Annotated in this window: 4 protein-coding genes; all 4 read right to left on the minus strand. The window is 63.9% G+C overall.

The window, feature by feature from the left end:
* Positions 1-108: 108 nt before the first annotated feature.
* Positions 109-12,357, minus strand: a complete 12,249-nt coding sequence (locus V3W40_RS32840; protein ID WP_330216415.1) for a filamentous hemagglutinin family protein — start codon at positions 12,355-12,357, stop codon at positions 109-111.
* Between the two features lie 205 nt (positions 12,358-12,562).
* Positions 12,563-13,747 carry a substrate-binding domain-containing protein gene (locus tag V3W40_RS32845; RefSeq protein WP_027607538.1) on the minus strand — a complete coding sequence of 395 codons (1,185 nt, stop codon included), beginning with the start codon at positions 13,745-13,747 and terminating at the stop codon, positions 12,563-12,565.
* Between the two features lie 517 nt (positions 13,748-14,264).
* Positions 14,265-15,476 carry a type II secretion system inner membrane protein GspF gene (gene gspF / locus V3W40_RS32850; protein WP_330216416.1) on the minus strand — a complete coding sequence of 404 codons (1,212 nt, stop codon included), beginning with the start codon at positions 15,474-15,476 and terminating at the stop codon, positions 14,265-14,267.
* Positions 15,476-16,679 (minus strand): type II secretion system ATPase GspE (gspE, locus tag V3W40_RS32855; RefSeq protein ID WP_330216417.1); only part of this gene is annotated, 1,204 nt, incomplete at its 5' end. The genes gspE and gspF, both read right to left, overlap by 1 nt.

Below are 16,679 nucleotides of genomic sequence, written 5' to 3' on the forward strand. Positions count from 1 at the left end.
CACAATACCGCTCAGCTAATAAGAAACTCGCCGCCCTTCTGCTTGCGCAAAAAAATGGGGCGATCACTGATCGCCCCGAACGGTACATCGAGAGGTCCTTCTGAAGTTCTACAAACTGATCTGCTTGCGCTCCTCATCCGTCAACCGCGCCCGCGCCTGTTCACTCAGCGGCCCCGCGCCCAGCACCTGCACCGGGCTGTCGGGGTTGTAGCCCGAGGTTTTCCGAGGTTCCGGTTCACGCGACAGCGGCTCGGTGCCCAGGCTCAGCACCTCCACGGTCATGATCGACGGCCGGCCCTGTTTGGCCGCCGCCTGCTGGCTGCGCGCCGCGTCTTCTGCGGCCTGGGACGCCGCCGCGCCCGCTGCGCTGGCCGAGCTAATGGCGCCGGTGTTGACGGTGGCCGACACCGGTACCCCGGACGACTTGCCCTGGGTCTGGATGTTCGCCGCGTTCACCACCCGCAAGGCGGCGATGTTGACGTTACCCGACACCCGAATGCCCGCCTCCCCCGCATCGATGGTGCCCATCGGTGCGATCAGGTCGATATCCCCCGCCGGCACTTCCGGGATCGGGTTCAGCGTGGCGATCCCCGCACCGGTACTCGGCACCGACGGCGACAGGCTCACGTTGCCCCAGTTGTCATAGACGCGCTTGGGCGGCGTGTACACCACGGTGGTCTTGGAACCGCGACCGGCGTTGATGTCGCCCTGGGCGGTCCAGGCCATGATCGAGCCGCCGAAGGTGGTCATGATGCGGCTCTGGCCAAGCAGGATGCTGCCCAGGGAGTACAGCTGGATATCTCCAGCGCCCTGGGTGATCACCCCAGCCGTGGACGGCGGTGCGGCGCCTTCGATGCCGAACGTCTGGCGGCCACCCGGCGTGAGCATCTGGATAGAGCCACCGAAGTTGGTGTGCACGCCCGCGCCGCCGAACATCGTGATGTCGCCTTTGTAGGTGATCGGGTTGCCGGCCACGTCGGTCTCGGGGAACAACCGGGCAATCGCGGCACGACCACGTACATAGCTGCCCTGGCGCACACTGCCGTCCTGGTTGTACTCACGGCCGGCGGCCTTGAGTTCGGCAAAGTACACGTCGCGGGCGAAGATCCGTTGTTGTTCGGCGGGCAGTGCGGCGTAGTAGGTCCGGGCCTGTTCGCTGCCGCCGGCAAAGCCGAAGCGTTCGGTGAGCCAGGACACCAGTTCATTCTCGTAGGTCTTGGCGACTTTGCTGCCCTGCAACGACTCACCCGCTTGAGCCAGGTTGGCGGGGTTCAGGTAGGCCTCGACGAAGCGGCGGTAATCCGGGCCATTGGGGCCCATGCCGGCTTGCATGACGATGCTTGCGCCAGGGCGGCTGTCGCCCGCCGCCACAGCACCCAGGCTGTTCACCGCGACTTTGTCTTCCATCTGGATGTTGCGCCCCGCCGTCAGTTCCAGGGTACCGGGGCCGGCAACGTTAAAGCTGCTGTAGAGGATATCGCGGCCAGCGCTGGCGATGGAGATATCGGTGGGGCTGTTGTGCACGAACAGGTTGCCGGTAAAGGTGTATTGCCCCGTATCCGTGACACCTGCGCTGGCACCGCTCAAGCGCGTGCCGCTGCCGACAATATCGCGTCCGGCTTGCATCCATACCGGGCCTGCGCCTTCGTAAAAGGTTTGCCCGAACCGAGCGTCACCCACCCCCGTGATCGTGAGGGCGCGCCCACTATTGACGCCCAGCAGGTCCCCACTCAGCGCATAGAAACGCGCGGGCTCCAGGGCGTCACCCCAAGCCATGCTGGCGGTGTTGGGGCCAAAGGCAAACAGTGGAGAAACCGTTAAGGTTGCAATGTTGCCATCGCTGGAAAGATTGCCACTGCCCACTATTGCCGTTTTTTGATCCGTCAGGAAACCGGCGAAGGCCGGACGCAGAATAGTCGCCAGGCTATTGGGTGCTGCACTGGAGCGGCTGATCGTCAGATCGCCGCCGGAGATCGAATCACCGGCCAGCAATTCCAGTTGCCCATTGGACGAAGGTGCGAGTACCAACGCCCTGAGCGGCTGCACGGTGCCAGGATTACTGGTCGAGGCGCTGCCGTAATAGAGACTGCCGTTAGCGGCAACCGCACGCAATGTCGCGGGATAGACCGCCGCCATATCGGTTTCCAGGGTCTGGGTCAGCGGCGTGAGGTTGCCCCCGGCAGAGAACAGGTCCACTGCTGTGCGGTCGGTCCACAGGCTGAACCAGCTTTGTCCGACCCCGTTGACCCCCTTATTGACGAAGGTCAAGGCGTTCATCTGCGGCGCGCGCCCAGGGTCGGCGACGTCCTGCAACACCAGGTCGCCACGGGTGGACAGGCTGAAAGTGGCGTCGCCCGGCAACAGGCTCAAACCACCCGAGGCCATGGCCGAAGTGGAACGCAAAGGATCGTAGGCGCGCACTTCGCTGGGGCTCTGGTCTGTGAACCGGTTGCCATAACGCAGCGTCAGGCTGCCCAGGGCGCCACCGGTCAATTGCACGTGCCCACGCAGGTTAACCAGCGCACCATTGAGGTGGTCTGCGAAGGTCTGGCTGGCGGGGTTAACCGCTCCGCCGACCCGCAGGTTCAGATCACCGCCACCCGTCAGTTGCACACTGCCATCGGCCCCGACCCGACCGGTGCTGCCGACTGCCAGTACCAGGCCTTGGCTGCGGCGACTGACGTTCAGAGCTGTTGACGAGACAGGGCTGATGAGTCCTGCATCGCCACCCACATCAACATTCAGGTTGCCGCCTCCCAGGGTGCCAAACCCGGTGAACCCGACCATCTGGTCCGAACGGTCGCTGGCGACGTAGGAACCAAAATTGATCCACCAGGCGGTGGCTTGCGCCTGGCTGCCACTGAGGCCGTTGCCCTGACGCCACAACCAGTTGCCGACGTTGGCTGAATCCTGACCCTGGTCGCTGGGTACCGGACGACCAACGCCATTCTGCGCCGGGCTGGTGATATTGCCCGTCAGGTTGCCGCCCACTTTAAGCAGCAAGTTGCCGCCCGTATCCGGGTACCAGGCACGGTACAGGCTGCCCGTTCCCCCATCGACCAGCTTCTCGTTGCCCCCCGCGTTACCCAGCACCTTGTTGTTGCTGCCCACGGCGCGCTTGAGGTTATAAGGATCGTTGGCCGAGGTGCCGGTGGACGAACTGCCCGCGGTATAGACCCCGAACAGCGACTCCATGCTCAGGTTGCCGGCGGCCAGCAGGTCAAGGTCTGCAGCGCCGGTGCGGATTACGCTGAAGCGAGTACTGCCACCCACCAGCAGCGTGTAGTCCTCACCACTGGTAACGCAGTAGTCCGGGAGATCGTCACATATACCCGGGTATTGTATTGCGTCGAAATCAACCGGTTGGCCCACCATGCTTTCATCGCCGAACCACTCCTTAGAGCCCTCCTCGGTCCAGACCTGGGTTCCTTTCCCGAACGTCCCATAGTGACTGTCCGCCAAGCGCAGATTGCCGCTTACCGGATGCGGTTGCAGCAGGCGACTGTCGGCTGCCTCGGTGTCGGCCCCCGCAACCAGGCGAATCGACCACGACTGCGCACCCTCCTCCAGCATGGGTGCAATTGCCCAGTTCTTGCCTGGGTGGCCGGCGTCACGCAACGTCACCGACTCCACGCCGCCCGGCAGCTTCACGTCTGTCCCCGACGGCAACAGGGCGCCCCGGGGCAGCACTCGGCTGGCGGTCAGCGTCACCTTGGTGGCCAATGGCACGCCCTTGGGCCAGATCAAGCCGTCGACACTGGCTGACGTGCTCAACAGGCTGCCGGCATCCAGGACACTGCCGATGGCGAGGGTCTGGCTCTGAGTCAGCAACGTGCCCGCCGCGAACAGCACATTGCCCGAGGCATCCCGAACAGCCGCCGCCAACACCGTACCCGCCGGGAGTACCAACGGTTGTTTGAGCGTAGCCGCGACGGGCAATCGGGTGCCCGCCGGCAGAAACAGGGGGTTGGTCAGTACATCGAAATTAAGCGCAGCGCCCGCAGGGAACACAGTGCCCATCTCCAGGGTCACGCCGCTGCCCGGTACCACCACGGTGCCGCCGGTGTAGTCGATACCGGCGCGCAGCACCCAGCCATTGTCATCGTCGGTGGGCGGTGGCGCGGCAAAACCGTCGTTGATGCTGCCATAGATATTCAGGTCGCCACCGGCGCGCAGGGTCAGGCTGCCGGACTCGGTCTTGGCCGTTGATTTGAGGCTGGCGTAGCGATAGCTGGAGAGGTCCAGGTCGCCCTGCACCACCAGGTCGCCGTCCGGGGTTTTGCTGATGATCTCTACGCCGGGACGCAGATGGAAAACATCACCGTAAGTTGCGTTGTTCAAGCCGGCGAGCTTCTGCAGCAAGTTGCTGTTAACACGCGCGGCGTTGATGAAATTCGTATTTGCTGGATCGACGACTTTCGTGAGGTAGTCCTGATCAATCACTTGGTAGGGGCGCCCATTGGGCGTTTCATCGGTTTTGGTCGGGGCATCGTCGTAGGTTCTCATGCCGTTGAGCGCAATCGAACGCGCGCCCTGGATAGTCAACGGCCCACTGGCGTCGATGGCGATGTCATCGCCGCCCACGCGCGGCGCATTGAGCTCCAGCGTGCCACGGTTGCGCCCGTCATTGCCGGTCGCGGCCTCGGTGCCATGGCGCAGGTCGATGCGCGCGCCATTGGCCAGGGTCAACTGGCCTTGGCCAGAGCTGAGGACCACGATGGCGCGGTTGGGCGAGTCGATGATCTTGCCGTAGCTGTCCACGCGTAATTGCGTGCCATGGGCGTCCAGCACGGCGCTGCCGTCGAGGGTCAGGCCGTTTTTCGCGGCCAGGTTGATGCTGCCCACGCGCTCACCGCTGGCATCTACCAGGCCGGTCACGCGCAGGCTGCCGTTGTCGATCGAGACGTTGACGTTGTTGGCCTTGACGTCGTTGCCGATGGTCAGGTCGCCCTGCTTGAGCTGGAAGCTGCGCGCACCATAGACCTGGCCCTGATTGAGGCGCTGGTTGAGCGCGGCGAACTGGTCGCTCAGGGTGCCACTGGCAGCCAGCCGCTGGGCCTGGATTTCAACCGAACCGGCCAGGTACGGCACCAGCGTGCCGCCAGCATCGTAGTAACCGCTGCTGCCGGCGACGATTTTGCCCGACAGGTCGACGATGCCCGCCGCGCCGTCCACGGCCACTGCGCGCAACTTGCCCGCCTGGTTGTGCTGCGCCGACAGGTCGATGGTCGAACCGGCGGCCTGCTGCACATTGCCGGCACGGCTCTCCAGCAAAACCTCGCCGCCTGCGCTGTATTTGGTCAAGTCATTGAAGGCAATGGCCCGGCCGGACACATCAATCGAGGCGGCATCGGTCAACACCACGTCGCCCTGCGCGCCCAAGGTGACCTTGCCGCTGGGCAGTACCACGGCAGTGGCCAGGCGCAGGCTGTCGCCCTGCAACGACAACTCGCCGCCGATACCGTCCACCTTGCCCACCGTGCCCTGCGAAGCGCTCACATCAATTGCACCACCAGCGGTAATACGGTTGACCGAACCGGCTTCTCCGGTCATCAGCGGCGTGAGGATATTCAGGTTGCCGCCGCTGTAGGCAAAGCCCTTGATCGCATCAAACGCGCCCTGGCTCTGGTACACCGAGAGGCTGCCCTTGTGGTTGGCGGTGATGCGCTCACTGGCATTGAGGTTGACGTTGGCAAAGCCCAGGGCGAGGCGGTCGAAGGTCTTGGTCGTGCTCGGCTGGGCAAAATCCCCGTAGCCGAATTCGATACGCTCGGCATTGATGTCCAGGCGCCCGCTGCCGCTACCGGCACCGCCGGTCACCGCCGCCACAGGCGGCGCGACGGCACCTTGCCAGATCAGGTTGGCGGTGTGGATAGTCGCCACGTCGTTCAAGCCGCCAGAGCCGTAGATCGCCGGCGTGGACAGCATCAGGTTGCTCAGCAACGACTTGCCGGTCACGGCGTCATAAGTGTCCAGGGTGGTGGTGCCGTAGAAGTTAAAGCTGTCACGCGCCGACAGTTGAAGGGTTTCCAGGGCTGGGGCGCCGAATTGGGTGTCGCCGCGCAGCAGGCGTTCCAGCACTTGCTGGTTGAGGGTCATGCCCACCGGCAGGCGATTGTTGGCGGCTGCAGCGGCCAGGGCTTCGGGGCTGCCGACGTTGATGCTGGACACGCCCAGATTCAGATGGCGGGTGCCATAGCGCACCTCATCGCCCATCTGCAGGGAGCTGTCGGTCAAGGCAACGATGCTGCCTTCGGAATACAGGGCTGTCTGGCCGCTGCAGGGCGCGCTGTTGCACACGCCTAACTGGATGCCCCCACTGATGACTTCGCCCAATGACGGCGCGGCGATTACGTTGAGCAAACCGTTGGACACCGCCAGCACATTGCTCAGGTTGTAGATAAAACCGTCACGTGCGTCGTAGCTGGCCTTGCCCTGGCCTATCGTGTTGATCGAGGCGCCTTGTTCGAGCGTAATTTTTCCGGTGGAGGTCACCAGTAATACCTCCGGTGCCGCCAGTTTCGCGCCGTCGCGCAGGATGATGGAACTGATGATGCTGCTGGGGAGGTTGATGTAGTTGCCACCCTGGCCGTACGTGACATAGGTCATTCCACCGATCAGCAGGCGAGCCGCGCCCATTGCATTCAGGCTGTCCGCATCCACCGTAATGCCTTTGAAATTGGCGGTAGCCGCGTTGCCTGCCGCGACAATTTCGATGCCCCTTCCCAAGCTGCCCTTTTCTTCGTTTATCAGCGATACGGTACCGCCGTAACCGCCGTCAGCGGCCTCGAAGCGGCCGATCCCCTGGAACGAAAAGGCATCCGCACCTGCGCCTGGCCGCAGGGCCAGTTGCAGGGTCTTGGCATCCACCGGCAGCAGTGCCCGAGGTACACCAAGCCTGGTGGCGTCGGCCACGGCGAACTGTGCGTAGCCGGTTTCGTTGTATTGGGAGTAACGACGCAACATATCGGCCGACGTGAGAATTACCTGGCTGGCCGTACTGTTGCTGATCCCGGTATTGGCGATGGACAAGCGCCCTGCCGTGGCCCACGAGCCATTGCGCAACGCCTGGGTCACACCGTCGGTGCCCAACCCGGCCAGGCCGTTGATCTCGAGCCGGAAAGCCCCAGGCATCAACGCATAGGTGGACGGCATCAGGGTATAGGTGCCGGCCGCCAGGCCCGGCACGCCGGCGCCGATTGTGATCTGCTGGCCGATCAACGGATCGACCGCGCCACCTTCCGGCGCCACCGGGGCATAGCCCGGTTGCACGCCCGGCACAATCGCATAGATGGGGTTGGTGCTCAGACCCGGCAGTACAAACCCGCCGTTCGCACCGAACTGTACCAATGGGTTGTAACGTGCATCGGTAGAGCCCCCGCGCCCGGAAATAAATCCGGCGCCGAGCAGTTCGCCACCGCCGGACAGATCCACCGTCGCCTGCGGCAGCACCGTCAACTGCTGGCCACCGAGAATCACCCCAACGTTCAGGCTGCCCGCACTGTTGCCGCCACCCTGGCCGATAAACGTCACTGTCTTGCCGTTGTACTTGTAGATCTGGCCATCCACGGTACCGCCGTAAGGCAATACCAGGCCCTTGCCACTCACCGAAGTGAGGCTGCCCGGCAGCAGTTGCACGTTGGTAGAGCCCAGGTTGCCAATCTCGATCAGCCCCAGTGGCGCACGCACCACCCCGCCCTGCTTGATGGTGGGCCCGCCCAATTGCAGACGACCAAAGGCCGAGTAAGGCATGGCGGCATTGCTATTGGCGGTGCGTGCGATGGTCAGGGTGCGTGTCGGATCGTAATTGAAGCCTGTGTCATTGCTGGCAGCATTATTCAGATAGCCCGCCAGTACCCGGGCGCCGACCTCAGTCGCCGGATACAACTGCGCCGCGCGCAGGGTCATGTCACCACTGGTCACTAATTGCGTGCTGATGCCCTGGGCAATCACATCTGCCCCCGCCCCCGCCAGGAAGCGCAAGTCGCCCTGGCTGGTCAGTTGCACATCATCAAACCCCCGCCGTTCGAGGCTGGCCTGGCTGTTGTCGGGCCGCAACAGATAGCTCTTGTTGCCGAACACCACATTGCCACGCACGTCGATCAGGTTGGCGTTGGCGTTGAACTGCGCCGTCGTGGCCAGCGCGGAGGGATTGGGCAACAACGGCACCGCGCGGGTATAGGCTTCCTTGCCGGATTCTGTCGGCGCGAGGATGCCGGCCAACAGCAGGTATGGCGCCGACAGGTTGACCCGCGAACTGGCCGCCGCGTTTTCACTGAGGTTATAGCTGCCACCGTACAGGCGCAGGCTCTGGCCCATGTTCAACGACACGTCACCGTCGAAACTCAGCAAGCCGTTGCTGAGCAGCGCCAGGTTGTCAAACCCGCCGGCGCTGACCTGGTCCACGCCGAGGCGGCCATGGCCGTACTCGAGGCTGGAAGTCGGGCTGGCTTGATGGGTCTGGCTGAGCACCAGTTCACGCACCTTGAGCACACTGTCGTTGACGCCGGCCTTGAGGTAATACGGGCTTTCCAGGGCCAGGGCCAGGCTACCGCCCGCAGCACCTGCGCCACCCGCGCGGGCAACGAAGCTGCCGTCCAGGTACAGGCCGTTGTTCGACGCAAAGCTGATGCTGCCGCCATTGCTGGCCACCGGCACGCGGCCCTGGCCGGGAACATCCAGCATCGCCTGGGCACCGGACGCGTCCAGGCGCGCGCCGTCACGCACCACCACAAACAGGTCACTGGCCTTGGCGATACCGGTGGCCAGGTTGATGTCGCCGCCGATGCTGATGGTGCCACCATTGCGCACCTGGCCGTAGACATTGCCACGGTTGCTCACCGCCGTGACCGCACGCGACGCCACGTCGATCAGCGCGTTTTCACCCACCCAGATCGAACGGCTATGGCCGGCGGCGTTGGCCGCTTCCGAGCCCGTCGCCGTCAGGCCGCCCAGGCTGACGCTGCCGCCCCAGGCGTTGAGGCTGCCGTTCATGGTCAACTGGCCGACGCTGCGCAGGTTGATGGCCTGGCCTGGGTCGACAGTGATCACCGCGCCCTGCCCCACGCTCAAGGCCGTGGTGGCCAGTTCAGCCGCCGTGGAATTCAGATTGCCGGCGGTCAAGGTCAGGCTGGCGCCACGACGCTGGGCCAGTAAGCCTTTGGCAGCGTCTTCCTGGTACAGCGCCGGCGTCCAGCGTTCAAGGGCGGTGGCCGGGTCGCTGCCCGTGGCAGCGGCCGAGGTCCGCTCGCCAATACGGTAGACCGGCGTCGTGACGTCGACCTGGGTACCGTCCGTGACCAGCAGCCCTTCATTGCCGGTGATGTCATAGGCCGAGAAGCCCTTGTTGAAAAAATCCCCCGCCAGTTGCACGGTGCCAACATCGGGCGCCGTGGCGCTGTCGCCGATCTGTACTTTGCGCGCCTGCAACGCCAGGGTGCCGCCACCGCTCACGCCATAACCGCGAATCTCGCCGTCCAAACCCAGGGTACCGAGAGACGCCAAGGTCACGTCGCCGCCCTTGCCACCGTTGAGCTTGCCATCCAAGCCGAGGGTTCCACCGGAGGAGGTGTCCACCACGCTGCCGGCCGCCAGGTTCACACCGCCAGTGCTGCGCAGCGACACCTTGCCGCCGTTCACATAGGCCAAGCCGCTGCTGTTGGCCGGATCCAGCAGCAGATTGTTCCAGCGCCCGGTGGCATCCAGCGTGACCCCGCTGGCCACGTTCAGCGTGCCGCTGCCGTTGAGGATGCTGTCGCCTACCGCACCGCCTTTAAGCGGGTCGACCTGGCTGAGGATATTGCCCGCGTTGAGGCTGCCGCCGTGGGCCGTGAGGTGGGCGTTGATGTCGACCCTTGGCCCGAACAGGGTGATATCGCCGCCATCGGCCACCTTGAGCGCTCCGTTGACGGTGACCTGCTGCTTGGCCGCGACCTTGATCGCGCCCAACTGATAGCCATTGAGCTGGTCGCTGTCGAGTACCATCTTGCCCTGGCGGTCCGCGGGCAGCGCGGTGGTGAGGTCCAGGCCATCGGCGATTTTTTGCGTACCGCCCTCGATCAATACCTCGTCCGCGTTTGCGCCCAAGGCATAGCGCAGGGTGCCGGTGGTCTTGTTGTAGATAGGCGTGTTGCCGCCAATGATCAATTGCGCGCGCTGGGCCATGGCCTTCTGCGACTGCTGGTAACCGTCGAGGTTGATGTTCGGCGCCTGGGTCTGGCGATCGCCCTGGAACACGTCACTGATCACCTGGCCCTCGAGCACCGCGCTGGTGGTACCGATCACCAGCTTGCCGGCATCGCGGCCCACCGTGTAACCGCTCTCATAACGACGCTGCTTGGCGATCATCGGGTTGTAGTAGTAATCGGTCTGGCCCCAGCGCTTGCTGGTGTCTTCATACCCCTTGTAGAACCCGGAATAGAGAATGTCGCCCGGCGCGTTGGACAGCTCATACAAGCGCCCATCCGGGCCCTTGAGCCAGGTCTGCTGGATATAACCGGCCTGCACATCCACGGTGCCGCCCGACAGGTTGATCTGCGCGTCCTTCTGGGTCACCACGTCCTTGCCAGTAAACGTCACGGTACCGCCCTGGGCCATCCACTCGCCCACCGAGTGGCCTTGGGTGCCCAGGTAGCCGCCCACTTCCAGCAAGCCGCCAGCGGTGTACCAGCGATCCGTCGCATAGCCGTTGGTACCTGCGGGCACAAACACCAGCTCGCGCAGGTCGACCCACACATCGTTATTGATCAACTGCCCATCGTCACGGTTGACCGGTGCGTCGCGCTGCTCGTTGCCCTGTACGTTGATCTTGATGTTGTTGGATTCCATCGACACCTTGACTCCGACCGCCCCGGAGACATCGATCATCGCCCCGTCGCGTACCAGGCTGCGCCCGGTGGCACTGACCGCGACCTGCCCACCGGTAGCCAGGGTGATCGAGCCTTTCTGGAAGTCCACGGTGCCGCCGCTGACGATCTCGATGCGTGATTGGTCGGTGCGGTCGGCCACGGCGCTGAGGTTGTTGAACTGGCCGGTGATCAGGTTGGCGGGCGTGCCGTCGAGCTTGATCAGGCCATTGCTTTGCTGGCTGTTCAGCGCAGTGCTGCCACTGCTGTCCAACAGGATCGAAGTGGTACTGCCCTCGCCCAGGGTCACACTGCCAGTGGTATCGGTGGCGGAATTGAGCAGGTGAATCGTGCCACGGGTGTCCACCGACGTGCTGGCCAGGGCCACGCCATTTTGCTGCACCTGGTGCCCGGTCAGGGTGATGTCCCCGGTGGACACCATGATCAGACCGTTGTTGCTGACCTTGCCGGCGCTGCTACCGGCCTTGAGGCTGGTCGCCACTTCATTGCCGCGCGTGGTGGAGCGGTCGTTGCCAGTGGTACCGACGCCCCTGCGGATGTAGAAGCTGTCGCCGGCGGCCAGGGTGGTCTGGCCCTTGGCGGTATTGAGGGTACCGGCGTTTTCCACTTCCGAGCCCAGCAGCAAGGCATAGCCGCCGGCGTCGGTGGAGGTGGCGGGGTTGTGGGTCTGGATCAATGCGCCGCGCTGCACCTCGACCTTGCCGGCCGCGTCAGTGAAGGTCGGCTGGGTGCCGGTGGCGTCCACGTAGATACCGCGCTGGGTGAACTGCTCATCGGTGATGTTCGCCGCCGCCGCCACCAGATTGCGCACGTTGACCTGGCTGGTGCCACTGAACACCACGCCGTTGCGGTTCACGATCATCACCGTACCGGCGCCGTTGATCTGGCCCTGGATTTCGCTCGGGCGCGCATTCGGGTCGTTGACGCGGTTGAGCACGGCCCAGCTCGACTGCTGCTGGAAGTCGACGCTGGTGTTGCGCCCGACGTTGAAGGTTTCCCAATTGAGGATGGCCTTGTCGGCGGTCTGTTCGATGGTCACCGTGGTCTTGCCGCCGGCCTGGGTCTGCACCGGGCCCTTGGCGTTGGTCCAGCCCTGGGTCAGGCTGTTATCCACCTGCAGGCCACCTTTGCCGAGGCCGTCTGGAATCGTCGAGACTTGGCCAAACGCCGCCTGACGCCCCGCCGCTTGTGCTGCCTGCTGTGCCGCAATCGCCGCGACGCTGGTGTTCAAAGTGCTGATGGAACGCGCCAACTGCTGGTTGACCCGCGCCTGCTGGTTCAGCGAAGGAATCCCCTGCACCTGCCCGGCACTGATCCGCGCCGCCGTCGCCGCCTGGGTCGCACCTTTATCGGCAAACCAGCTGGAACTGAACGCCGTGGCCGCATGGGCATTGCCCGCCACCATCAACAAGGCGATGGCCTGGGCCAGGGGCTTGAGGCGCAGCACAGTTTCTTGGGCTTTCAGGTTAACCGGCGATTTGCAGCGGACCATCGGGGATCTTCCTTCTTTGTTATCACGCAGGGAGCAAGACAGGCTCACGTATGAGGGTTAGGCGGTTGGCGAGGGACGGGACTGAACTTCTGTCACGCAAAGTTCATATAGGGCTGTTAACGGCTCGAAAAACCGCACAAACGCAAAAATCAGCAACGGCACAGGCCGTTGCTGATCAGGTGGTGCAGGTCGTTGAAAGCGAGGGTTACAGCGGACGACCGATACCGTTGCAGACGTTGGTGTTGCCGATGCTCAGGGCGTTGCTCGCGGTCAGGAAGCTGGCGCGAACGGTGGCTTTCCAAGCGGTTGGCAGCGGAACGAAAGCGTTGGCGGTGATGGCTGCATCGTTGTTATTGGAGGCGCCGTAGTGCTTGGTGAAGAAATCACGCACTTGGCTGGTCTGGGTGGCATCGGCGTAGCACTGGCTGAAGATCAGGTTGGTAAAGCCCAGGATCGGGTAGCCCGAGGTTGGGTAAGGCTGTACACCGGCGGTGTTGTCCGGACCGAAGACTGGAACCCAGGCGTCCGGGTTGGAACGATCAGCGGCAGCCGGTACCGGTACTGCGCCGATGGCGGCAGACACGTTGGCGGCGGCAGGCGAAACGCCCTGGGTGTTGGTGGCGACGTTTTTGCCCACGCGAGCCACTTTGGTGGCGTCGTCCAGGCCGGCCAATGTCGGGGCGGCGAAGTCCGGGCTCATGTAGGTGATGCGGCCATCGCCAGCGGCCAGGGCAGTCATTACACCTTGGCTGCCAGTAGCAGCAACGGCGCCGGCAGGCAAGCCACCGGAGAAACTGGTGCCGAAGGTGGTGGTGACGGCGAAGTTGCCTGTTTCTGCGTTGCACTTGGCATTCAGGAAACGGGTGAACAGCTCAGTGGTGCCACTGCTTTCGCTGCGATAAACCACAACGATCGGACCGGTACGGCCAGAACCGGAAATCCCGTCCCAGGTATTGATACGGCCCGAGAACACGCCGCACAACTCTTGAACGCTCAGGTCTACAGCGGCGGAACCGCTTTTATTGAAAGGAATGGCAACCGAAGTCCCCACCGATGGCACCTGGATCAACTTGCCCCAGGTCGGTTGCTTGGCAGAGGCGTAGGTCGACAACTCAGTGGCGCTCAGCTTGGAGTCGCTGCCGGCCCAGTGCACGTTCTTGTTCGTCACGCCCGCCTGGAACTTGGTGTAGTCATTGTTCAGGAAGGCTGCCTTGCCGTTGCCGCTGCCGACACCGATGTACTGGGCGAAACCGGCCGTCAGCACGCCGGAGGTCTGGTACAGCGCTTGTGGCAGGGTGGCACCGCCGCCATTGATGTCAGCCATTGCAGCCTGTGCCGAGCACAGTGCGGCGAGGGTCATGGATACCGCGAGAACGTTGCGCTTAAACATGAAGAATCTCCTTTCGTCGTGTTTGTACGTTGGGGTAGATGGCTCTTGCATGACGCCATGGCTTCGGTCCCAGGCCGTGTCTCGGGGGTGGCGAGGGGTGAGGCCATGGGTAGGAAATTTCGCAGTTTCCGATGACAGCAAAAGGAAAAAACCTCGGGAGGAAGGGCTTGATTTTTAAAAAGATTCTCGGGTGTTTTGGTCATGGTTTTGAGCGGTTTGGCGGCAGGTGACAGCGAGGTTTCAGCGTGGGTTTAGTCAAGGCGGCGCGGGCTGTGGCGCAGGGCCTGGATGTGACGGAATGAGGAACCCGAGGTTGGGAGCCGGCGATATCGGCCTGCCCCAAAACCAGCCTCAGCAGAGTTTCTGATACACCGCATTCTGCTTTACTGGGGCTGCTTCGCAGCCCGGCGCGGGGCAAGCCCGCTCACCACAGAGGAACTCACCCGTCTCTGAAAGTTGTGTGAATATCCATGGCTATCAGGGGCAAGCCCCCTCCCACATTGGTTTTTTGGTGTGTTCAGGTCACCAGTTGGTTGATCTCGATGATCGGCAACAGCACCGCCATCACAATCACCAACACCACCGCGCCCATCACTACGATCATCAACGGTTCCAGCAACGCGGTCATGCCCATGGCCCGCCGTTCGATATCCCGCGACAAGGTCTGCGCCGCCCGCTCCAGCATCGGTGGCAGCGAGCCGGTTTTTTCGCCACTGGCGATCAGGTGGATCAGCACCGGCGGGAAGACTTTTTCCACCGCCAGTGCCGGGGCCAGGTTGACGCCCTCACGCACCTTGGCCGTGGCATCGTTGACGCATTGGCTCAGGCGCTCATTGGAGAGGGTTTGCCGCGCCGCTTCCAGGGCCCGCAGCAACGGCACCCCGGCACCGCCGAGAATCGCCAGGGTCGAGGCAAAGCGCGCGGTGTTCAGGCCCAGCACAAAACGCCCGATCAGCGGCAGGCGCAGCACGCGGCTGTGCCAGTTCAAGCGCGCCACCGGGTTACGCAGGTACAGGCGCCAGCCCCAGAAACCCGCGATTAAAGCACTGAGGCACAGCCAACCCCAACCGCGAATGAAATCACTGGCATTGAGCATCGCCAATGTCAGCCCGGGCAGATCCTGGCGCGCCTGGGAAAACGCGCTGACCACCTGGGGCACCACGTAGCTGAGCAAAAAAATCACGATGCCGATGGACACCAGCCCGACCACACCGGGGTAGATAAAGGCGGTGAGGATCTTGCCGCGCAGGTTGTTGCGCTCCTCGATGTAGTCGGCCAGGCGTTCCATCACCTGGGCCAGGTCACCGGACTCCTCCCCCGCCGCGATCAGTGCGCGGTAGATCGACGGAAAGTCCCGTGGCCGTGCCGCCAAGGCATCCGCCAGACGCATTCCGCCGCGTACATCGGCACGCACGGCGGCCAGGGTCTGGGCGATGTGTTTTTTCTCCGCCTGTTCCACCGTGGCGCTTAATGCCGCCTCCAGGGGCAGGCTGGCGCCGAGCAGGCTCGCCAGTTGCCGCGTGGCCCAGGCCAGGTCGTTGTCCGACAGCTTGGCGCTGAACAGGCTGCTGCCGGCGGCGCTTTGCTGACCGCCCTCGACCTGCACCAGCAGCGCGGTCAGGCCACGGCTGCGCAGCACGGCAAACGCCCCGCTCTGGCTGTCGGCCTCCAGGTGCCCGGCCTCGACTTTGCCGCTGACATCGGCGGCTTCATAGCGATAGCGATTCATCAGGCGTCCCGTGTCACGCGCAGGATTTCTTCCGGCGCGGTGGCGCCGCTGCGCACCCAGCGCTCGCCGTCTTCACGCATGCTGAACATCCCCGCACGCCGCGCCGCCACGCGCAGATCCTGCTCGCCGGCGCCCTGGTGGATCAGGCTGCGCACCTCGTCGTCGACGCAAAACAATTCATGGATACCGGTCCGCCCGCTGTAGCCGATCTGGTTGCACTGCGCGCAGCCCACCGGGCGCCAGGTGCCGGGCGCGGCCGGGTCTTCCTGTTTGCAATGCGGGCACAGGCGGCGGACCAGGCGTTGCGCCAGCACGCCCAGCAGTGACGAGGCCAGCAGGAACGGCTCGACGCCCATATCGATCAGGCGGTTGACCGCCGACACCGCATCGTTGGTGTGCAGGGTCGCCAGCACCAGGTGCCCGGTGAGCGAGGCCTGCACCGCGATTTGCGCGGTCTCCAGGTCGCGGATTTCACCGATCATGATGATGTCCGGGTCCTGGCGCAGGATCGCCCGCAGCGCCAGGCCGAAGGTCATGTCGATCTTGGCATTGACCTGGATCTGGCTGATGCCCGGCAGGTCGTATTCCACCGGGTCTTCCACGGTGAGGATATTGCTGGTGCTCGCATCCAGCCGTGCCAACGCCGCGTACAGGCTGGTGGTCTTGCCGCTGCCCGTGGGCCCGGTGACCAGCACAATGCCGTGGGGCTGGCGGATCAAGGTGTCGAGGCGCGCCAGCAACTGCGGCTCCATGCCCAGGGTCTCCAGTTGCAAGCGCCCGGCCTGCTTGTCGAGCAGGCGCATCACCACGCGCTCGCCATGCCCGGTGGGCACCGTCGACACGCGAATATCAATCGGCCGCCCGGCCACGCGCAGGGCGATACGGCCATCCTGGGGCAGGCGTTTTTCGGCGATGTCGAGCTGGGCCATGATCTTGATCCGCGACACCAGTGCGCCATGCAATGCCTTACGCGGCGACACCACATCCCGCAACGTGCCGTCGACGCGGTAGCGCACCACGGAGTGGGTTTCATAGGGCTCGATATGGATATCACTGGCCTCGTCCCGCGCGGCCTGGGTGAGCAAGGCGTTGATCATACGAATCACCGGCGCGCCGTCCTGGGTGTCGAGCAGGTCAGTGATCTCGGGCATGTCCTGCATCAGGCGGTCGAGGTCGACCTCGTTTTCCGCCGCACCCACCACA

Source organism: Pseudomonas sp. AM8 (assembly GCF_036346475.1).
GTDB classification, from domain to species: Bacteria; Pseudomonadota; Gammaproteobacteria; order Pseudomonadales; family Pseudomonadaceae; genus Aquipseudomonas; species Aquipseudomonas marginalis.